The following is a 21,337-nucleotide window of genomic DNA, read 5'->3' on the forward strand; positions in this document are numbered from 1 at the left end:
CGGGCATACGGTTGGATGAAGGCCGTGGGCACCGTGGGAACCGTGGGGAGTGCTGTGGGGAGCTACGACGCGCTGCTCGTCGTCTCGTTCGGAGGTCCGGAGAAGCCGGACGACGTGATGCCGTTCCTGGAGAACGTCGTGCGGGGCCGCGACGTCCCCCGCGAGCGCCTGCTGGAGGTCGAGGCGCACTACCAGCGCTTCGGCGGGGTCAGCCCGATCAACCAGCAGTGCCGCGACCTGATCGCGGCCGTCGAGCCGACCGTCGACCTGCCGGTCTACTGGGGCAACCGCAACTGGCACCCCTATCTGGAGGACACGCTCCGGCGGATGGCCGCCGACGGGGTGAAGCGGGCCGCGGCCTTCGTGACCTCGGCCTACAGCTCCTACTCGGCCTGCCGGCAGTACCTCGACGACATCGCCCTGGCCCGCGCGGCCGTGGAGGGCGCCCCGGAGGTCGTCAAGCTCCCCCACTACTACGACCGCCCCGGCTTCGTCGCGGCCATGGTCGACCACACCCGCGAGGCCCTGGAGCGCCTGCCCGCCGAGCACCGGGACGGCGCGCGGCTGGTCTTCACCGCGCACAGCGTCCCGATCTCGATGGCCGCGACGTCCGGGCCGGACGGCGGGGCCTACGAGGCGCAGCTGCGCCGGGCCGCCGAGCTGGTCGTGACCGGGCTGGGCGGCGACCGCGGGTGGGACCTGGTCTGGCAGAGCCGCAGCGGCCCGCCGCACGTCCCGTGGCTGGAGCCCGACGTCTGCGACCACCTGCGCGGGCTCGGCGCCCCGGCGGTGGTACTGGTCCCGATCGGCTTCGTCTCCGACCACATGGAGGTCGTCTACGACCTCGACGTGGAGGCGGCGGACCTCGCCCGGGAGATCGGCCTCCCGCTGGCCAGGGCCGCGACCGTGGGCACCCACCCGAGCTTCGTCGCGGTGGTCGGCGAACTGCTGGCCGAGCCGGAGCCGCCGGCCTGCCCGCCCGGCTGCTGCCCGGCGCCGCCGCGCCGCCGCGCCCACGGATAGACCGGCGGCCGCCTTCGCCGCCGGGCGGCGCCGCCGCGCCCGGGCCGACGCGCCACGGGCGGGCGTGCTCCGCAGACGGGCGTGCTCCACGAGCGGGCGCGATCCCGCGGCGGGCGCGGTCACGGATAGGTGCGGGCGTAGGCCTCGGCGATGCCCAGGACCTTCCTGACGTACGACCACGAGTGGTTGTAGAACCAGACGGCCTTCTCCAGCTTCTTCCCGCCCTGGCCCGCGCCGTTGGCGCACAGGTAGTTGGCCGCGCCGGGGACGGCGTCGTAGGGACTCCAGATGTCCCTGACGCCGTCGCCGTCGCCGTCCACGCCGTAGGCCTTCCAGGTGGCCGGCATGAACTGCATCGGACCCTGCGCACCCGCCGAGGACGGGCCGTTGTTGCGCCCGTGCGAACTCTCCACCTGGCCGATCGCGGCCAGCACGGTCCACGACAGGCCGGGGCAGACCTCCGCCGCCTTCCGGTACAGCTCCAGGTAGCTGCCGGGCCGCCCGACCGACGCCCGGCGCGCCGCCTGCGGCCGGGACGCCGTCTCCGTCCCGGTCCCCGTTCCCGTACCGGTCCCGGTGCCGGCCTTCGCCCGCGCCGTGCCGCCCGCACCGCCCGCGAGCGGCACGACCTGCGAGCCCGCGCCCAGCAGCTTGCGCACCCCGGCGCCGAGCGCGTCCGTCGCCTTCGCCGGGCCGTGCACCAGCAGCGCCACGCCGGGCAGCAGCCCCAGCCGCCGGCCGGTCTCCTGCCCCACCAGGCCGTCCACGCCGGGCAGCCCGAAGCGGGCGGAGGCGGCGACCCGGAGCCGGGGCCCGCCGTCCACCTGGTAGTGCGAGCCGAGGGCCAGTCCGAGCCGCCGGACCGCCGCGCCGTCGGCGACGAGCTCCCCCCTGGCCAGCGCGTCCCACACGCCCTGCTCGTCCGCCACCGCCTTCGGCGCCCAGGCGCGGAAGCGGGCGGGGTCCACCGCGAGCAGGTTCAGCCCGACCCCGGAGACCCGTACGGAGCCGCCGTCGAACGCGTCGACCTTGCGGACGTGCTCCAGTCCCGCGATGTCGTCCCTGGTCTGCTGGGGCAGGGTGGACCGGGAGATGACCAGCAGCCGGGGCGGGGTCGGGGCGGCGCCGGGCCCGCCGGCGTCCCCGGCCGCGCCGGCGTCCCGGGTGCCCCCGGCCGCGCCGGTGTCCCCGGTGTCCCCGGCCGTGCCGGTGCCTCCGGTGGTGCGGACGGCCGGGGCGGAGGCGGTCGCCGTGGAGGCCCTCCGCGGGGAGAGCTCCCTCAGGTCGGAGACGCCCGCGCGGGCGGCGTCCGCCGTACCGGGCGCCGTCTCCGTAACCGCGGCCGGCCCGGTGGCCCCGACCGCCACCGCCACCGCCCCCGCGGCGGCGGTCAGCGCGAGCGATCCGGCCAGGACCACCATGAACACCCGCGACCTGGGAAGACTCTGACGCTCGGTCACGTTTGCCTCAGCGGGCCGTACAGCACACCGTTGCGTGGAAAACCACTTGCCGGGCTGCCGTCTGGTGCGAAATCGTCAGTGCGATCCACGCCTGGGGCGTGCGGAAGGGGAAAATCGGTGGTCGGGCCGTACCGGGAGCTGTTCAGCACGCCCGGAGTCAAGGGTTTCGTGATCTCGGGCTTCGTCGGGCGGATGCCGATGTCGATGCTGGGACTGGGCATCATCGTGCTCGTCGAGACCCTGACGGGGTCGTACGGCATGGCGGGCGCGGTCGCAGCCACCGTCAGCGTCTCCTATGCCGTCGCCGCGCCCTTCTCCGGGCGCCTGGTGGACAAGTTCGGTCAGGCCAGGGTAATCGTCCCGCTGACCTTCGCGCACGGGAGCGCGCTGATCGCGCTGATGCTCTGCGCACAGGCCGGTGCGCCCGCCTGGACGCTGTTCGCCTCGGGCCTGGTGGCGGGCGCGACGGCGGTCTCCCTCGGCGCGCTGGTGCGCGCCCGCTGGGCCCACGTGCTGAGCGGGTCGGACCGGTTGCACACCGCGTTCTCGTTCGAGTCGGTCGCCGACGAGGTCATCTTCGTCGCCGGCCCGGCGCTCGCCACCTCCCTGGCGACCATGGTCAATCCCTACGTCGGCCTGATCGTGGTGGTGGTCTGCGCACTCGTCGGCACCTTCGCCTTCGCCCTGCAGCGCGGCTCCGAGCCGCCGGCCCTCCGGGGCGGGACGCACTCCGGCACCCCCATCACGATCCCCGGGGTCGCCCTGCTGTCGTGCGTCTTCCTCGGCATGGGCGCGGTCTTCGGCTCGGTGGACCTGATCACGGTGGCGTTCGCCGAGGAGCGCGGCGTCCCGGTCGCCGGCGGGCTGCTGCTGTCCGCGCTCGCGGCCGGGAGCCTGGTGTCCGGCCTCTGGTACGGCGCGCGGCCCTGGAAGCTCTCCCTGCGCACCCGGTTCGTCCGGGCGCTGGGCACGTTCGCCGCCGGGCTCACCCCCGTCTTCCTGGTCGGCGACCTGCGGGTGATGGCCGTGGCGCTGTTCGTCGCCGGCCTCTCGATCTCCCCCACGATCATCACCGGCTACGCGCTGATCGAGCGGCTGGTCCCGGCCCACCTGCTGACCGAGGGCATGTCCTGGCTCTCCACCGCGATCGGGTTCGGCGTGGCGCTCGGCGCGTGGGCCGCGGGACGGCTCACCGACCTGTTCGGCGCGTCCAACGCCTACGCCTTCCCCTTCCTCTGCGCCCTGCTGGCCGCGGCCGTCGGCGTCGCGGGCTCGACGTGGCTGCGGCCCCCTGTTGCGGAGCAGAAATCATGAGTATCGTTCACATTCATGCGCGAGTTCCGTAACTGGGCGGGCAACCAGTCCGTCGTGCCCGCCGAGGTCCGCACCCCCTCCTCGGTCGAGGAGGTGGTCCGGGCCGTACGGGACGCCGCGGCGTCGGGGCGGCGGGTGCGCATGACGGGGACCGGGCACTCGTTCACCGGCGTGGCCCTCACCGACGGCCTGCTGCTCCGCCCTGACGGGCTGACCGGGATCCTGCAGGCGGGCGACGGCCGGGTGACCGCCGCGGCGGGCACCCCGCTGCGGGTCCTCAACGAGGAGCTCCACCGCATGGGCCTGGCGCTGGCCAACATGGGCGACATCACCGCCCAGACGCTGGCCGGGGCGATCCAGACCGGCACCCACGGCACCGGCCGCGACGTCGGCGGCCTGGCCGACCAGGTGCTCGAGCTGGAGATGGTGCTCGCCGGCGGCGAGGTCGTCACGGTCCGGGCGGACGCCGCCGATCAGGCGGAGCGGGACCTGTTCGACGCCGCGCGGGTGGGCCTGGGCGCACTCGGCGTGCTGACCGCCGTGACCTTCCGGGTGGAGCCGTCGTTCCTGCTGCGCAGCACCCGGCGGCCGATGGCGCTGAGCGAGATCCTCGGCTCCCTCGACGCCCTCACCTCCGGCAACGAGCACCTGGACTTCTTCTGGCTGCCGCACACCGACACCTGCCTCACCAAGCGCAACAACCGCAGCCCCGGACCGGCCGACCCGCCGGGCGCCTTCAGGCGCTGGCTGGACGACACGTTCCTGGAGAACACGCTGTTCGGCGCGCTCTGCCGGATCGGCGCCCGCCTCCCCGGCGCGATCCCCCGGATCAACGCGCTCTCGGCGGCGGCGCTGTCGGCCTCCACCTGTACCGACACCTCCTACAAGGTCTTCACGAGCGTGCGGGAGGTGCGGTTCCTGGAGATGGAGTACGCCATCCCGCGCGAGCACCTGGGCCGGGCGCTGCGCGAGACCCGCGACCTGATCGAGCTGCGCGACTGGAAGATCGGCTTCCCCGTCGAGGTGCGGGTCACCCCGGCCTCCGACGCGTGGCTGTCCACCGCCTACGGCAGGGACACCGCCTACCTCGCCTGCCACATCTACCGGCCCACGCCGCACCCCGAGTACTTCGAGGGCGTCGAGGAGATCATGACGCGGCTCGGCGGGCGCCCCCACTGGGGGAAGCTGCACACCCGCGACGCCGCCTACCTGGGCACCGTCTACCCGCGGTTCGCCGACTTCCTGGCGCTGCGGGACCGCCTGGACCCGGAGCGGCTGTTCGCCAACGACTATCTGGACGGGATCCTGGGCCCCTGAGCGGCGCCCGTCCGGCCCGGGCCGCAAGGTCGCGCCCAAGGGTCCGCCAAGGAACGGCGCGCCCGCGTGTCCACGCGGGCCCCCCGCGCTCCTCCGCGGGCACACTGCGCAGTGTCCCGCGCCGCTCTACCCCGAGGAGCCCTGGAGATGACCTTCCTCCGCCGTCCCGGCCAGGCACGTCCCGCCGCCCCCGCCGCCGCCCCGGCGGTCCCCGCCGTGCCGGCGGCCGCCCCCGCGCAGGACGCGGCGGAGGACGACGGGACACGGGACGCGGCACAGGGCGCGGCGGGCCGGGACGGGGCACAGCAGGCGGCGGGCCGGGGCGGGGAGGACGCGGCGGGCGCGACCGCCCCGCCGGCCGAGCCTCCCGTACCGTCTCCCCCGTCTCCCCCGTCTCCCCCGCCTTCCCGGCCCTCCCCGCTCCAGGCGCTTCCCGGCTCTTGTGCGAAGTCCGCGACGGGGCCGGAGATTATTGGGAAGAATCCGTCGGGGACCCGAATCCACTGCTCCGCACGAATGTCCTTCAATCGGACGAATAGAGCAAATGTGACTGGCGTCACATCGATGCGAGCCCTCTCCGGCAAGGCTATGTTCGGACATGCCGGGTACGGTGCTGGCAGGCAACCGGCACACGCGAGACACTCAAGGGTCCGGGGGAAGATTGAGCACGACGACGAAGGGACTCGCATGCAGGAGCTCCGACTCGTCGCGGTGAGTGAGGACGGGACCTATCTCGTGCTGGCAACGGCCGGCCGGGGCACCCGGTTCACGCTGCCCGTCGACGACCGGCTCCGTGCTGCCGTCCGCGGCAACTTCTCCCGTCTCGGCCAGTACGAGATCGAAGTGGAGAGCCCGTTGCGCCCCAAGGAGATCCAGGCCCGGATCCGCGCCGGCGAGACCGCCGAGGAGATCGCCGCCACCGCGGGCATCCCCGTCGAGCGGGTGCGGTGGTTCGAAGGGCCCGTGCTCCAGGAGCGCGAGTACATGGCCCAGCAGGCGCAACGCTGCACCGTGCGGCTGCCCGACGCCACCGCGCCCGGCCCCACCCTGGGCGAGCTGGTCACCGAGCGGCTGACCCGGCGCGGCGTGCCCGCCGACGAGATCGACTGGGACTCCGCCAAGCGGGAGGACAACCTCTGGCGGATCAAGCTCGGTTTCGTGTGGAACGGCCACACGCGCCACGCCGAGTGGCTCTTCGATCCGCGTCGGCGCCACATCACTCCGCACGACGACGAGGCCATGCGCCTGTCCGCCGGCGAGTACGTCGAGCCGGCCGAGGACACCACGGTCACGCCGTTCGTGCCCCGCGTCGTGAGCAAGCTCGCCCCGGTCCCCCCGCTGGTCCCGGAGTCGCTGAGCCAGCCGCCCGTGTCGTTCCCCTCCGTGCTGCGCCAGGAGCCGCCGGCCGTCTCCCCGCTCACCCGGCCCCCCGCCGAGTCCGAGCCGGAGCCGCCCCAGGACGAGCCCGAGTTCCCGCCGGTCGCCGCCGATCCGCCCGCCGAGCCCGCAGCGGCGGCCGCACCGCCCGTGGCGTACGAGCGTCCGCCGATGCCCCCGCTCCCGGAGGGCTTCGAGGCCCCGCCCATGCTCTCGGTGCCGCCGCTGCGCGCTCCGGACCCGGCCGCCCCCGAGCCCGTCGCGCCGCCCGCTCTCCCCGCCGTGCTCCGGGAGACCGCCGCGACGGCCTCCGGGGCCCTCCCCGCCGTACGGACGCCGGCCGAGCCGGTCGCGGTGACCGGGGAGACCGGCCCGGCCGAGCTCCCGCCCGGACCGGCCGCCGAGGCCGCCGGCCCCGGCGAACGCGCCCCCTCCGTCGTGTCCGGGACGCTCGTCTCCGAGCCCGTCTCATCCGAACCCGTCTCATCCGAGCCGGTCGCAACCGCCGAGCGCACCGCCGACGCCGAACCCGCAGCGCCGGAGCAGGACGCCGGCGGCGAGCCGGTGAAGGCGGACCCCCCCGCCGCAGCCGCCGCGGCGGCCGAAGCGCCTCCGGGAGTCTCCTCCGCCGCCGAGGCCTCGGAGGAGGGCACAGAGAAGGGCACAGAGGAGGACACGGAGGAGATCGGGACGGCCGAGCCTCCGATCGCCGTGCCCGCCGCCCGGGTCAGCGCGGACCGGTCGCGCGGGAGGGCTCCGGTGACCCCGGTCAAGGAGCCCGTCCGGGAGGACGCGGCGCAGCCGGTCGAGACCGCGAAGCCTCCGGTGGAGAAGGCCGCGGACAAGCCTCCGGCCGACAAGCCCGCCGAGCCGCCCAAGCCCGCTCCCGCACCGGCCCGTCCGGCCAAGCGCGGCCGGGGGCGGCGGGCGTCCGTGCCGACCTGGGACGAGATCATGTTCGGCGCCCGCCGCCCCGACTGACCGGGGAACCGCCCGGCGCGCCCCCGGCGTCCCCGGGCCGCGCCGGAGGCCTCCGGGAGACCCGGGGACGATCCGGTGATCTCGGGGGCGCAGGAACGCGCCGGGCGGGGGACGGAGCCCCGGGTGGAGAGGCCTCAGTCCGAGACGACGAACGGCGCGAGCCAGTCGGGCGTCACCTCGGAGACGAAGGCGACGCCTTCCTCCTCCCCGACGTCCAGCGCCGCGTACCCCCCGCTCCCCGCTCCGACTCCGGCGACCACGGTCAGCAGGCCGGCTCTGCGCTGGAACCAGGTCTGGCTGAGCGTCCAGCCGACGACGGCCCGCCGTTCCACCACGGCCTGCGAGCGCCGCAGCGATCCCGAGCGCACCGACAGGCGGGAACCGTCGTAGGCGTGCCCGAGCGAGCGGTAGCGGTCGAGGCCGAGCGGGACACCGAGCAGCGCGAGCGTCAGCGCCGCCGCCACCGGTCCCCACCAGGGACCGGACCAGGCCAGAGCGGCAGCCAGGGCGCACGCCGCGACCACCAGCCACGGGAAGACGGCCCGGAACAGCCTGCGCCGGCGCGCCGCCGGGGGGTGCGCCCGCAGGGCGGTCGTGATCGGGCCGACCCCCTCCCCCACCACGTCCAGCGCGACCGCCCGGGGCACCACGGGCAGGAGCTGACCGCGGGTCTGCGAGTCCCCCAGCCCGGTCACGATGGCCCACGCCCTGGCCATCCCCGTCCTGCGCTCGACCAGTCCCTCGACCAGCTCGAACCCGCGCACCCTGCGCCGTTCCAGCGACACGCTCCGGCGGGTGAGCAGGCCCCGCTCCGCGATGAGGTAACCGTCCCGGGCGCGCAGGGTGAAGTCCCAGTTGAACACGGCGTACATCACCACGCCGATGACCGGGGTGAGCAGCACCAGCAGCGCCACGGCGGCGATCAGCAGGGGACGGTGCCCCCACAGCCACTCCACGGCGCTCCACATGACCCGCCGGTCGACGCCGAGCTCCCCTCCCCACTGGAACGCGGCGCCCACGGCGCCGGCCAGCAGCGCGAAGGGGGTGAGCAGATAGGCCCCGGAGAGGGGACCGTAGGCGAGCCACCTGCGCGGCACCACCAGGAAGATCCGCTCCGGAGTCGTCTCGCCGACCTCGTGGCGGAGCGAGGAGGAGGCCTCGGAGCCCGCCGCCGGGAAGCCGGGGAGGGCTTCGCCGCCCGCCTCCGCGCCGCCGGGTCCCGTCTCGGCGGGGTCCGGGAACCCGGCGCCCGCGGGTGCGGTCCCGGCGCGCCGCGCCAGGCGGGCCCGGGCGTGCCAGAGCAGTACGGCCTTGAGCCGCTCCGCCTCGGCCTCGGTCACCCCGTCGAGCTCCCCCTCCTGCTTCTCGTCGCCGCCCGCCCCGGTGTCGATCCGGAGGACGGCGATGCCGAGCAGGCGGTGCAGCGGCGGGTGGCTGACGTCGACGCCGCGGATCCGTTCCAGCGGGACCGTCCGCACCGATCGGCTGACCAGAGCCCGGGTGAGCTCCAGCCGGTCACCGACGACCTGGTAGGTGAAGGTCGCCCAGCGGACGGCGGAGTAGACGACCGAGCCGACGACGCCGAGCGCCGCCCAGGCGAACGAGCCCGGCGAGAACCCGCCGAGGAACAGGACGCCGACCAGAGGCAGGAAGAGCGAGGGCAGCATCCGGATCGGATCGGTCAGCAGCACCTTCGGGCTCAGCCGCAGCGCCCGGGTGACCGGCGGCGGCCCTCCGGGGCCGGACGGGCCGGGATCCGCGGGCCCGTGACCGGGGAGCCATGCCTCCGGCAGCCCGGGGTCCGGCAGGGGCGGGGGTCCGGTCACGTCGCGTCGTCCCTCAGTTCCTCGGCCCTGCGGGCGAGTGCCTCCGCGAGCCCCGCGGCCACCCCGTAGTCGAGGCCCTTGATCGTGGACGACCCCGCGTGGGAGGCCGTACGGATCTCGACCGTGGCCAGGCCGAGCAGGCGCTCGAACCAGCCCTGGGCCTTGTCCACCGTCTGGATCCGGCTGACCGGGACGAACACCCAGTCCCTGCTGAGCCATCCGGACCGCGCGTAGACCACGTCCCCGGTGAGCTCCCAGCGGTGCACCGCGTAGCGCCAGAGGGACTCGGTGACGGTCAGCGCCGCGAGGACGATCCCCACCGCCCACGGGAGCAACCCGATCTCGTCCACGATCCAGCCGGGCAACCAGGTCCAGCGGGCGTCCCCGATCCAGCCCGCCAGGAGGACGGAGCCGGCGACCAGGAGCACCGTCCAGACGGCCCCCTCCATCAGCCACAACGTGATCGCCTTGCGGGAGACGCGGTTGGCGGGGTCACGCAGGGGGACGCGTCCGGGCCCCGGCGCCGGACGGACCCGGCCTCCGGTCTGGTCCGGCGGCTCCGTCACGTTCGTGACGTCCCCGTTCGTATCGGTTTGGTCGCTCACAACGCCAGCCTAGACGGTCGCGTTCCGGCGGCTGGAGCGCCGTACCGGCGCCCTCCCGGTGATCCCGCGGCGGGGTCCCCTCAGCGATCCGTCAGCGATCCGTCAGCGCCGCCTCTCCCGTAGTCGGCGGCGTCGGCGCGGGCTCAGGAAAGTGTCAGTGGCGACCGGCACCCTGGGAGGGCACACGACGAAGGGAACCGATCATGCAGCATGCCATCCGGGCGGAGGGCCTGGTGAAACGCTACGGGGAGACCCGGGCGCTCGACGGGGTCGATCTCGTCGTCCCGCAGGGACGCCTGCTGGGCGTCCTGGGGCCGAACGGGGCGGGCAAGACCACCGCGGTGCGGATCCTCGCGACGCTCCTCCGCCCCGACGAGGGCAGGGCCACGGTCGGGGGGTTCGACGTGGTCCGCCAGGCCCACCAGGTGCGCTCGCTCGTCGGCCTCACGGGCCAGTACGCCGCGGTGGACGAGATGCTCACCGGCGTGGAGAACCTGGTCATGATCGGCCGGCTCCTCGGCATGTCGAGGTCCGACTCCCGGCGGCGGGCCGCCGAGCTGCTGGAGCGGTTCGCCCTCTCCGACGCGGGCGGCCGGGCCACCAAGACCTACTCGGGCGGCATGCGCCGCCGGCTCGACCTGGCGGCGAGCCTGGTCGGGCGGCCGCAGGTGCTCTTCCTCGATGAGCCCACCACCGGCCTCGACCCCCGCAGCCGGACGGAGCTGTGGAGCGTCGTGCGCGGCCTGATGGCCGACGGGGTGTCGGTGCTGCTCACCACCCAATACCTCGAGGAGGCCGACCAGCTCGCCGACGACATCGTGGTCTTCGACCACGGCAGGGTGATCGCCTCGGGCACCTCCGACGAGCTGAAGGCGACCACCGGCGCGCAGGTCCTGGAGGTCCGGCCGCTCAGGCCCACCGACCTCGACCTGGTCTCCCAGGTCGTCGCCGACGTCATCGGCGAGGCCCCCGACCTGACCGGCGGCAGGGCCACCGCCTCGGTGCACGACCCGGCGGTCGTGCCCGCGATCGTCCGCCGCCTCGACGACCTGGGCGTCGTCGCCACCGAGCTGGCGCTGCGCAAGTCCAGCCTGGACGAGGTGTTCCTGGCCCTCACCGGCCACCGGGCCGAAGACGAGCCCGTCACCGAGAAGGCGGCCACGGCGAAGGAAGAGGTTCCGGCATGACGGCGATGACGACGACCGCGGCACCGGCGGTGGCGGCCCCGGCCGGGCACGTCGGCCCGCTGGCCACGCTCCGGCAGACGATGACGCTGGCCTGGCGCAGCCTGGTCCAGGTCAAGCACAACCCCTGGGAGCTGCTCGACCTGAGCATCCAGCCCATCATGTTCCTGCTGCTGTTCACCTACGTGTTCGGCGGTGCGATCTCCGGTTCGACGGGCGACTACCTGCAGTTCGCCCTGCCGGGCCTCCTCGTGCAGAACGCCCTGTTCTACACCCTGTCCACCGCGATCGGGCTGAACACCGACATCACCAAGGGCGTCTTCGACCGGCTCAGGAGCCTGCCGATCGCGCGGACCGCACCGCTGTCCGGCCGGATCATCGCCGACACGGCCAAGCAGGTGTGGGCCTTCGCGCTGCTCGTCGGCTTCGGCATGATCCTGGGGTTCCGGGTCGAGACGAGCGTGATCGGCCTGCTGGGCGCCCTGGCGCTGCTGGTGGTGGTCGCCCTGGCCATGTCGTGGATGTCGGTGCTGATCGGGCTCAAGGCCTCCAGCCCGGAGAAGGTGCAGATGATCGCCTTCTCCACCATGATGCCGCTGACGTTCACCAGCAGTGCGCTGGTGCCGTCGCAGACCTTCCCCGAATGGCTGCGGGTCTGGTCCGACATCAACCCGGTCACGCACCTGGCCGACGCCATCCGCGGACTGCTGATCGGCGGCGAGGTCGCCCACGCCTCGATGATCTCCCTGCTCTGGGCGGCCGGGTTCGCGGTGGTCTTCGCGCCCCTGGCGATCCGGGCCTTCCGCGTCCGGGTGTGACGCCCTCCAGCCGCGGGGGCGGGGGGCCGTTCTCCGGGAGCTGGGACCCGGAGCCGCGGCCCCTACCGTGAGGCGGCCGGGAGATGCGGCGGGAGCCGGCCCGCCAGGGAGACGACGTCCTGGCGGGACAGCACGCGGCCGCGCCCGTAGTGGAGGGAGAACCCCTCCTCGCCGAGCGCGGCCCTCGCGCGTCCGGTGATCCGCACGTGGTCGAAGTCGACCACCGCCTCGACGCCCCGGACGGTCGCGGCCCCGCCGAGCAGCGTCGCAGCCCCGGCCGGGTCGCCCTCCGACAGGACCAGGCCGGCCATGCCGATCAGCGCCATGCCGAGCGCGCCCGCGTCCGTCGAGCCCGCCGCCTGCTCCAGCGCCGCCTCCAGCAGGCGGCGGGCCCGGGCGAGGTCCCCCTCCTGCTCGGCCAGCAGACCGAGCGAAACATTGATCATCGCTCTGATCTGCACCGGCATGCCGGGTTCGGCGTCCACCATCCGCAGTGCGTCGGCGTAGTAGCGCCTGGCCCCGGCGAAGTCGCCGGCCTCGCGGGCGAAGTCCCCCCGGCCGGCGAGCAGCGACATCCCGCCGACCCGGTCACCGTTGCGCAGGGCGAAGCGGAGCGACTCCTCCAGCAGTTCCCCGGCCGTCGCCCGGTCGCCCGTCAGGTTGAGCGCGAACGCGAGTCTGCCCCGCATGTAGGCGAGCTCGTCCACCGCGGCGATCTCCTCCAGGACGGCGATGGCCTCGTGCAGCCTCTCCAGCCCCCGCTCCGGCTCGCCGCGCAGAAAGTCCAGCTCGCCCAGCACGGCCAGGGCGTTGCCGGTGCCCCAGCGCTCGCCGAGACGGCGGAACCCGTCCAGGGAGGCCGTCATCTCCGCCTCGCAGGCGTCGAGCCGGCCGGCGGCGAGCTGCTCGGCCCCGAGGAACAGGTGGATCAGGGCCCTCACCCACGGGTCGGGATGGGCGGACATCTCGTCGAGGTGACCGTCGTCCGGGCAGGCGCCCAGGAAGAGGGCGACGATCGGGCCCGCCAGCGCCACCATCGGATGCCAGGGCCGGGCGACCTCCTCCCTGGCCAGCCGGATCGCCTCGGCCAGTTCGGCCCGTGCGCCGTCGAGGGCGCTCCCCGCACCGACCGCGTTGATCCCGTACACCGCCCGGGCCAGCGCGAGCGGCCCGGGAGCGGCGCCGCCCGCCTTGCCGAGCACCTCACGGGCCCGGTGCGCGCCCTCGGTCCGGTGGCCGCTCAGCCACCAGTACCAGCCCAGTGCGCCGACCAGCCGCAGCGCCAGCTCGACGCGGCCCCCCTCGACCGCCCAGCGCAGCGCCGCCGACAGGTTGTCGTGCTCGCGCGCCATCTCGGCGAGGCAGGCAGCCTGCCGCCGGTCGCGGAGTCCCGGATCGGCCGCCTCCGCCAGCTCGGTGAAGTGGACGGCGTGCGCCAGCCGCAGCCGTTCCCGCTCGCCCGAGGCCTCCAGCCGTTCGGCGGCGTACGCGCGGATGGTCTCCAGCATCCGGTAGCGGGGCACGGGATCGTGGCCCGCCACCGCCACCAGCGATTTGTCGACCAGGCGGGCCAGCACGTCGAGCACGTCGGCGCGCGGCAGTCCCTCTCCGGCGCAGATCCGCTCGGCGGCCTCCAGGGCGATGCCCCCCGCGAAGACGGACAGGCGGCGGGCCAGCGCCCGCTCCTGCTCGTCCAGCAGGTCCCAGCTCCACTCCACCACCGCGTGCAGCGTCTGGTGCCTGGGCAGCGCCGTACGGCTGCCGCCGGTCAGGAGGCGGAACCGGTCGTCGAGGCGGTGGGCGATCTGCCCGGCGGACAGGGAGCGGAGGCGGGCCGCCGCGAGCTCGATGGCGAGCGGCATGCCGTCGAGCTCGCGGCAGATGCGCACCACCGCGTCGAGCTCCGCCTCGGGCCGGTAGCCGGGACGGACCGCTGCGGCGCGCTCGGCGAACAGGCGGACCGCGGGATAGTCCAGCGCGGCGTCGCCCGGACCGCCGTCCGGGTCGTCGCTGCTCGGGGGCGGGGTCTCCAGCGGCGGCACCGGCCAGGTCAGCTCACCGGTGATGCCGAGCGGCTCACGGCTCGTGGCCAGGATCCGCACGCCGGGGCAGTCGGCGAGCACGCGGTCGGCGAGCCGCGCCGCCGCCTCGATCAGGTGCTCGCAGTTGTCCAGGATGATCAGCAGCCGTTTCTCCGCCAGAGCCGAGAGCAGGCGGGAGAGCGGATCGCGGGCCGGCGGGGGGAGGGGCCCGGGCCGCACGAGCGGGCCGTCGCGCAGTTCCAGCGCCGAGAACGCCGAGAACACGGTCCCCGGCACCTCCGCGGGATCCGCCACCGGGGCGAGCTCCGCCAGCCACACCCCGTCCGGCAGCCCTCCGGCCACCGCCTCGGCCGTCTCGACCGCCAGCCTGCTCTTCCCCGCGCCGCCGGGACCGAGCAGGGTGACCAGCCGGTGCCGGGCGAGCAGTTCCGCCGTGCGGGCCACGTCGTGCTCCCGCCCGACGAAGCTGGTGAGCCCGGCCCGCAGGTTGCCCCGCCGCGGAGACCCCGCCGGTCCCGGCACGGAAGCGGACGCGGGCACGAAAGCGGGAGCGGCCCCTCCGCCGGGCACGGACGGGACTGCGAGGGAGACCGCGGAGCCGGGCGTCCGCTCCCTCCCGTCCACCGGTTCCCCGCGCAGCATGGACAGGTGGAGGCCGGCCAGGCCGGGTGAGGGGTCGGCGCCGAGTTCCTCGGCGAAGAGCGCGCGGGCGTCCTCGAACGCGGCCAGCGCCTCGACCCGGCGGCCCGAGCCGTACAGCGCGCGCATGAACTGGCCGCGCAGCCGCTCGCGGAACGGGTGGGCGGCGATCAGCGCGGGCAGTTCGGCGGCCAGGCCGGCCTCCCGGCCGAGCAACAGGTCGGCCTCGATCCGATCCTCCAGCGCGGCCAGGCGCAGGGCCTCCAGCCGGGCGAGGGCGGAGGCGGCGATCTCGTCACCGCCCAGGTCCGCCAGGGCCGGCCCCCGCCACAGCTCCAGCGCGGCGCGGAGCGTGGCCGCCGCCTCCGCCGGGGAGCCCGTGCCGAGGGCGGCCCGGCCCTCGTCCGCCAGCCGGGCGAACCGGTGCGCGTCCACCTGCTCGGGGCCGGCGGCCAGCCGGTAACCGGTCGCCGTCGCCTCGACGAGACCCCGCGGGTCGCCCAGCACCGCGCGGAGGCGGGAGACCAGGGCCTGCAACGCGTTCGTCACCGCGGCCGGCGGCCGGTCCCCCCAGACCCCCGCGACCAGCCGGTCCGTCGGCACGGCCCGCCCGGCATCGAGGACCAGCAGGCAGAGGAGGGCCCGCAGACGCCGACCGGTGATCTCCACGGCCTCACCGCGGCGGCGGACCTCCAGGGGCCCGAGGATGGCGAAATTCACCTCGGCGCTCTCCCTCACCCCGTCCATCCATTGATTCTGTCCGATTCCGGGACGTTTCCGCGCCACGGAACCTCGCGATCCGGTCGGTGCACCTTCCAGATCCGCGTAGCATCATCGGGCATGGGGAAGTCGAACACGTCTACGCGCGCGCGCCGGACCGTCATGGCGACGGTGTCCGCGGCGTTCGTCGTCGTCTCTTCCGGTTGCGGCATGGTCGGCAGCGCCGCCTCCGCCGAGCGGCTCCAGCTGGAACCGCTCAGCGTCTCAAGCCCCACGCTGCGGGACGGTGGCCCCCTGCCGTCCGACTACTCCTGCCGCGGCTCGGTCGGCAACCCGCCGCTGCGATGGTCGCGCGTGCCCGAGGGCGCGAAGTCCGTGGCGATCGTGGCCGACAACGACAACGCCCAGGCCGGCGCCGAGGTGCACTGGGTGGTGTTCGACATCAACCCGCGCACGAACGAGCTGGCCGAGAGCACGCTCCCCCCCGGAGCCGTGGAGGGCCGCACGACCAACGGCAAAGTGGGCTATGCGCCTCCGTGCCTGCCTCAGGAGAACTATCGTTTCACTGTCTACGCGCTCAACGGGAAGGTCGAGCTCGCGAAGGGTGCCCCCCTCTCCGAGACCCTGAAGAGCATCGCGGACAAGACGATCGCCTGGGGACGGCTGACCGCGACGCACATCGAGTGATGAGCTGAACACCGGAGGTAGTAATGGTTACCGATTCTTCACTTAGGGTGTGACAACGCTCATAGTGGTCCGACACAATCAGATCCAATGTCCGAGCGCAGGTGATCACAGGGGGCAGGTCGCGTCGATGGCCGCGCGACCTCACCGGCGCCGCTGGGAGGCCATGGCCTTGAAGGTGGTGCAATGATCCTGGTCATAGTGGGCCTGGTGGCCGTCGTGCTCCTCGTACTGGTCGTCGTGGCCATGGGAATGCGGTCGATGAACCGCAGGGAGAGTGCGCTCCCCGCGGAGCGCCTGCGGGAGATGGCCGAGAAGGAGGCGTCGACGCCCACGCGGTCCATCGACGACTTCGCGACCCGTGAACCCAAGATGGACCATTTCACGCCGGACCTCTCCCCGTTCGACGAGCCCAAACCCCGTCCGCCGCGTCCGACGGGCGCCCGCGGCAAGCGCGGCGTGAACGAGTTCGGCGAGCCCGACGACTACGACGACGACTACTGGACGCGGCTCCAGGCGGACGACGGCGGCTTCGGCGGTTCCCTCGGGGCCAAGATGGGCGCCAGCCGCCCCGTCGATCAGCCCGACCGCCCGGAGGCCGACGCCGACGCGGTGACCGTGCAGGCCCCCCTGCCGAACAGGTCCCGCCCCGGCCAGTCCGCGCCGGTCCCCCCGGCTCCCCCCGCCCCCGCCGTCGCCTCGGCGTCCCTGCCCTCGGGCCTCAGCGACCTGGTCGAGCCGGTCCAGCCGAACCCGGCCCCCAGCGCCGCTTCGCTGGCCGAGCAGAAGACCGTCACCTTCGCCGCGCCGACCCCCGGCACCTTCGGCGACGGCCGCACCCCGCGGTCCGGTTCCCGCCGGAGCAGCCGCTCCTCCTCGTCGAACGCCCCGGCCGGACCGGGCGGCGCGGGCGGCTCGCGGTCCGGCGGACCGGCGCGCCCGGACCCGCTGAACGACCCGCTCCGCGGTCCCCACCCGCGCGGTGCCGCCCCTTCCGCCGCCCCCGGCGCTCCGGTCTCCCCGTCCGGTCCCGCCGCCCCCGGCGATCCGGCCACGACCGGCGGGCAGAGCCCGGCGTTCGGTCCGGCCACCGGTGAGGCCGCCGCGATGCCCCCCCTGGGCCCCACCACCAGCGGCGGTTTCCCCGCCATGTCCCCGGTGCCCCCCGGGCCCCCGCCCTCCCCGGCGGTGGACCCGCTCTCCTCCCCCTACGGCGCGGCGCCCTCGACGCCCCCCGCGACCCCCCTCTCGGACAATCCCTGGGCCAAGGCCACGGCCCCGGACTCCGGCGGCTGGGCCGCGATGAACACGGCCGACATCCTGGACGACCCGGCCCCCTCCTACAGCTCGTACCAGACACCCGTCCACAGCGCCCCTCCCGCCGCCCCCTCCTACGAGGTGAGCGCCGGCTGGGCGACCATCGACGACGACGTGCTCACCGGCCCGAGCCCCGCGATCTCGACTCCGACGGGCCCGTCCCGCGTCGTCGCCCCCTACGACGACCTCCCGAGGGGAGGCTCCGGCCCCGCGGCCGGCGGAGACTACGGCTACGAGACCGGCCGGTACGCCTCCCCCGCCAACCCCGTCGCCTGGCCCGAGCCGGCCCCCGCGGGCCCCGTCGGGGGTCCTCTCGCAGGCCCCGCCACGAGTGCCGCCACCGGGAGCGCGAGCTGGCCGAGTTACGGTGATCTCTACGGCGCCACCGCCGAGACCGCCGCGGCCCCCGACGGGCACAGCCGCGCGGGTTCACGGGGCGGCCACCACCGCAGCCAGGACCAGGATCAGGACTACCCCGACTATTACCGCTGATTTCCTCCGTCATCCGTAAAGGCCTCCGGTAAGCACCCCCGCCGCCGGAGGCCTTCGGCATAGGGTCTGCCCCATGGGGACGGACACGAAGAGTGACTCATCGACCACTCCAAGCGGTTTCACCTCCGTGCTACGGCACGACCTGCCCGCCTCCCTGGTGGTCTTCCTGGTGGCGGTGCCCCTCTGCCTGGGCATCGCCGTGGCCTCGGGGGCGCCGCTGGCGGCCGGGCTCGTCGCCGGTGCGGTCGGTGGCGTCGTGGCGGGACTCCTGGGCGGTTCGGCCGTCCAGGTGAGCGGCCCCGCCGCCGGGCTCGCCCTGGTGGTCGCCGATCTCGTCACGCGGTACGGCTGGCGGGCCACCTGCATGATCACCCTGATGGCGGGCGGGCTCCAGCTCCTCCTGGGGGTCTTCCGGGTCGCCCGCGCGGCCCTGGCCGTCTCCCCGGCCGTGGTGCACGGCATGCTGGCCGGCGTCGGCGTGGTGATCGCCCTGTCCCAGCTGCACGTGGTCCTCGGCGGCGCCCCGCAGTCCTCCGCGGTCGAGAACCTCGCCGAGCTCCCCCGGCAGATCGCGGACCACCACGGCCCTCCGGTCCTCGCCGGGCTGCTGACCATCGCGGTCCTGGCCGTCTGGACCCGGCTGCCGCAGCGGCTCCGGGTCGTCCCGGCCCCGCTGGCGGCCCTCGCCACCGCCTCCGTGACCGCCGTGGTGCTCGGCTGGGACGTCACCCGGATCGACCTCTCGGTGGGCCTGAGCGGGTGGTCGGCCCCGGCCTGGCCCCTGGGCGACTGGCACGGGATCGCCACCGCGGTGCTGCTCGTCGCCCTGCTCGCCGGGGTGGAGTCCCTGCTCTGCTCGGTGGCGGTCGACAAGCTGCACGACGGCAGGCGCGCCGACCTCGACAAGGAGCTGACCGCCCAGGGCGTGGCCAACATGGTGAGCGGCGCACTGGGCGGCCTGCCCGTCGCCGGGGTCATCGTGCGCAGCACCGCCAACGCCCGCGCCGGAGCGCGCAGCCGCTGGTCCGCGACCCTGCACGGCGTCTGGATCCTGCTGTTCGCGCTCGGCCTGGGCTGGAGCGTCGCCTTCATCCCCATGGAGGCGCTGGCCGCGCTGCTGGTCTTCATCGGCGTCCAGATGGTCAACGTCGGGCACGTCCGCAACCTGCGCGGCCACGGCGAGGTACCGGTCTACTTCGTCACCCTCTCCGGCGTGGTGCTGCTCGGCCTCGCCGAGGGCGTGCTGCTCGGCCTGGGACTCGCCGCGCTGCTGGCGCTGCGCCGCCTCACCTGGGTGACCGTCCGGGCCGTGCCGGAGGCCGACGGCCGCTGGCACGTGCTGATCGGCGGCTCGCTGACCTTCCTCGGCGTGCCCCGGCTCACCTCGGAGCTGTCCGCCATCCCGGCGGGGACCGCGGTCGACCTCGACCTGAACATCGACTTCATGGACAACGCCGCCTTCGAGGCCGTCCACACCTGGCGGCAGAACCACGAACGCGGCGGCGGCACCGTGGACATCGACGAGATCCACGACGAGTGGTACGCCATGGCCGCCAGCGGCGCCCGGATGTTCCCGGCCAAGACCCCGCCGGTGGCCCCGGACCGCTGGTGGCTGCCCTGGTCCCACCGGCGGCGGCGCAGGCCGATGTCCGCCGGCGGTCTGATCCCGGTCCGCCACGTGTCCGGTGACGGCGCTCCCGGCGGGGGCGTGCCCGGTGACGGCGCCACCGGCGACCCCGGCGGCCCCGCCGTACCCGATCTGCTGGCCGGCGCCCGGGAGTTCCACCGCCGTACGGCGCCGCTGGTCCGCCCGGTGCTGCACGGCCTGGCCCGCAAGCAGGAGCCCTCCCACCTCTTCATCACCTGCGCGGACTCCCGGATCGTGCCGAACCTCATCACCGCCAGCGGTCCCGGCGACCTGTTCACCGTCCGCAACATCGGCAACCTGGTCCCGCGCCGGGGGGCCGCACCCGCGGACCACTCCGTCGCGGCCTCGATCGAGTACGCCACCGGCGTGCTCGACGTCCGGACCATCACGGTCTGCGGCCACTCCGGCTGCGGCGCGATGGCGGCGCTGCTCGACGGCGGCGGGAAGGCCGCCGAACTGCCCGGCCTCGGCCACTGGCTGCGGCACGGCGCTCCCAGCCTGGCCCGGTTCGTCTCCACCGGCGGCGACGACGCCGGGAGCGGTCCGCTCGACCGGCTCTGCAGGGTCAACGTGATCCAGCAGCTGGAGAACCTCCGCACCCACCCCGAGGTGGACCGGCGCGTGCGCGCCGGGCGCCTGGAGCTGGTGGGCCTGTACTTCGACATCGGCGCCGCCAGGGTCCACGTCCTCGACCACTCCCCCGCCTCCGCCGACGGTGCCCCCGGCCGCTCCGCTCTCGGCGTACGGCTTGCGCCGGAGGTGAAACAGGCTGTCCTTCCTCCCGGACGGCACGAACAATGAGACGCCATGAGAACTCTGATCATCGGCGGCTCGGTGTTCCTCGGCCGGGCGATCACCGAGGAGGCGCTGCGGCGCGGACACGAGGTGACGACGTTCAACCGGGGCAGGAGCGGCGAGGACCTGCCGGGCGTCGAGGCCGTCCGGGGTGACCGCGAGTCCCCCGAGGACCTCGCGCGGCTCGCGGACGGCCGGGAGTGGGACGTCGTCGTCGACGTCTGCGGGTTCGTCCCCCGGGTCGTCGGCCGGTCCGTGCGCGCGCTCAACGGGAAGGCCGCCACCTACGCCTTCATCTCCAGCATCTCGGCCTGCTCCCTCTGGCCGGGCAAGGGCCCGACCGACGAGGGCTCGCCCCGGTTCGAGTGCGCCCCCGACGCCGGGCCGGACGACGGCGACTACGGCACGCTCAAGGCGGGCTGCGAGCGCGCGGTGGAGCAGGGGTTCGACGGCGCCTCCCTGATCGTCGAGCCGGGCCTCATCCTCGGCCCGCACGAGAACGTCGGCCGACTGCCCTGGTGGCTGACCCGGATGGCGCGCGGCGGGAAGGTGCTCGCGCCGGGTGATCCCGGGGTCGAGATGCAGGTCATCGACGCGCGCGACCTCGCCGCCTTCACCCTGTCGCAGGCCGGGGCGGGCACGCAGGACCGGTTCTTCGCCGCCGGGATCCGCGACGGCCTCACCTACGGCGGTTTCCTGGAGGAGTGCCGGGCGGCGACCGGATCGTCCGCCGAGCTCGTCTGGGTCGACGACCGCGTCCTGCTCGACCACGGGGTGCAGCCGTGGACCGAGCTGCCGCTCTGGGCCCCCGACATCCCCGAGCTGGCGGGCGTGTGGCTGCCCTCCTCGGCCAAGGCGGTGGCCGCCGGGCTGACCTGCCGGCCGGTCGCGGAGACCGTCCGCGACACCTGGGCCTGGCTGCGCGACGTCCCGGAGGAGCGGCGGTCCTTCGGCACCGAGCGCATGCGGCACGGCATCGACCCCGGCAAGGAGGCCGAGATCCTGGCCGCGTGGGAGCGGCGGGCCTGAGTGCATTTCTCCGCAGACGCATCCCGCCGTGCCCTCCTAGGTTGGCCGGTGTCCGGCCTCGTTCCC

Annotated in this window: 14 protein-coding genes; 10 read left to right on the plus strand and 4 right to left on the minus strand. The window is 74.7% G+C overall.

The features are described from left to right. The first annotated feature begins 54 nt into the window (after nt 1–54). Nucleotides 55–1,023: a ferrochelatase gene (locus HS048_RS27555; RefSeq protein WP_196469529.1), complete on the plus strand. Its 969-nt coding sequence runs from the start codon at nt 55–57 to the stop codon at nt 1,021–1,023. Nucleotides 1,024–1,142: 119 nt separating this feature from the next. Here HS048_RS27555 and HS048_RS27560 read toward each other — a convergent pair whose 3' ends face one another. Further along, on the minus strand, nt 1,143–2,483 hold the full coding sequence (locus HS048_RS27560; RefSeq protein WP_307832672.1) for a lytic transglycosylase domain-containing protein: 1,341 nt from the start codon (nt 2,481–2,483) through the stop codon (nt 1,143–1,145). A 117-nt stretch (nt 2,484–2,600) separates the two neighbouring features. Here HS048_RS27560 and HS048_RS27565 point away from each other — a divergent pair, with 117 nt between their 5' ends. The 3 genes from HS048_RS27565 (at nt 2,601) to sepH (ending at nt 7,472) form a co-directional block, all read left to right on the plus strand. After that, nucleotides 2,601–3,797, plus strand: a complete 1,197-nt coding sequence (locus tag HS048_RS27565) for an MFS transporter (RefSeq protein ID WP_196469107.1) — start codon at nt 2,601–2,603, stop codon at nt 3,795–3,797. 15 nt (nt 3,798–3,812) lie between these two features. Then, nucleotides 3,813–5,114: a D-arabinono-1,4-lactone oxidase gene (locus tag HS048_RS27570; RefSeq protein ID WP_196469108.1), complete on the plus strand. Its 1,302-nt coding sequence runs from the start codon at nt 3,813–3,815 to the stop codon at nt 5,112–5,114. Nucleotides 5,115–5,801: 687 nt separating this feature from the next. Next, complete coding sequence (sepH, locus tag HS048_RS27575) at nt 5,802–7,472, plus strand: septation protein SepH (protein WP_230881902.1); 1,671 nt, start codon at nt 5,802–5,804, stop codon at nt 7,470–7,472. Between the two features lie 134 nt (nt 7,473–7,606). Here the strand turns inward: sepH and HS048_RS27585 are convergent, their stop codons facing one another. Next, the gene (locus HS048_RS27585; RefSeq protein WP_307832673.1) at nt 7,607–9,298 is read right to left on the minus strand and encodes a PH domain-containing protein; all 1,692 of its coding nucleotides are present in this window, start codon (nt 9,296–9,298) and stop codon (nt 7,607–7,609) included. After that, nucleotides 9,295–9,903: a PH domain-containing protein gene (locus tag HS048_RS27590; RefSeq protein WP_307832674.1), complete on the minus strand. Its 609-nt coding sequence runs from the start codon at nt 9,901–9,903 to the stop codon at nt 9,295–9,297. The genes HS048_RS27585 and HS048_RS27590 overlap by 4 nt, the downstream gene beginning before the upstream one ends. A gap of 203 nt (nt 9,904–10,106) precedes the next feature. Here HS048_RS27590 and HS048_RS27595 point away from each other — a divergent pair, with 203 nt between their 5' ends. Beyond that, the gene (locus tag HS048_RS27595) at nt 10,107–11,090 is read left to right on the plus strand and encodes an ATP-binding cassette domain-containing protein (RefSeq protein ID WP_196469110.1); all 984 of its coding nucleotides are present in this window, start codon (nt 10,107–10,109) and stop codon (nt 11,088–11,090) included. After that, on the plus strand, nt 11,087–11,905 hold the full coding sequence (locus HS048_RS27600; RefSeq protein ID WP_068896071.1) for an ABC transporter permease: 819 nt from the start codon (nt 11,087–11,089) through the stop codon (nt 11,903–11,905). The genes HS048_RS27595 and HS048_RS27600 overlap by 4 nt, the downstream gene beginning before the upstream one ends. Nucleotides 11,906–11,967: 62 nt before the next feature. Here the strand turns inward: HS048_RS27600 and HS048_RS27605 are convergent, their stop codons facing one another. Then, nucleotides 11,968–15,333: a BTAD domain-containing putative transcriptional regulator gene (locus tag HS048_RS27605; RefSeq protein ID WP_196469111.1), complete on the minus strand. Its 3,366-nt coding sequence runs from the start codon at nt 15,331–15,333 to the stop codon at nt 11,968–11,970. A gap of 93 nt (nt 15,334–15,426) precedes the next feature. Between HS048_RS27605 and HS048_RS27610 the strand changes: the two genes are divergently transcribed. The 4 genes from HS048_RS27610 to HS048_RS27625 all read left to right on the plus strand — a co-directional run bounded on the left by HS048_RS27610 (nt 15,427) and on the right by HS048_RS27625 (nt 21,271). Then, the gene (locus tag HS048_RS27610; RefSeq protein WP_196469112.1) at nt 15,427–15,993 is read left to right on the plus strand and encodes a YbhB/YbcL family Raf kinase inhibitor-like protein; all 567 of its coding nucleotides are present in this window, start codon (nt 15,427–15,429) and stop codon (nt 15,991–15,993) included. Between the two features lie 183 nt (nt 15,994–16,176). After that, a complete protein-coding gene (locus HS048_RS38290) occupies nt 16,177–17,799 on the plus strand; it encodes a hypothetical protein (protein ID WP_196469113.1) in 1,623 nt (540 codons plus the stop codon). Between the two features lie 73 nt (nt 17,800–17,872). Beyond that, nucleotides 17,873–20,248 (plus strand): SulP family inorganic anion transporter, encoded by a 2,376-nt coding sequence (locus HS048_RS27620; protein WP_196469114.1) that lies wholly within the window; start codon nt 17,873–17,875, stop codon nt 20,246–20,248. A gap of 6 nt (nt 20,249–20,254) precedes the next feature. Beyond that, nucleotides 20,255–21,271, plus strand: coding sequence for an NAD-dependent epimerase/dehydratase family protein (locus tag HS048_RS27625; RefSeq protein ID WP_068896081.1), 1,017 nt, complete (start codon nt 20,255–20,257; stop codon nt 21,269–21,271). The last annotated feature ends 66 nt before the right edge of the window (nt 21,272–21,337 follow it).

Origin of the sequence: Planomonospora sp. ID91781 (genome assembly GCF_015711595.1) — a bacterium.
GTDB lineage: Bacteria > Actinomycetota > Actinomycetes > Streptosporangiales > Streptosporangiaceae > Planomonospora > Planomonospora parontospora.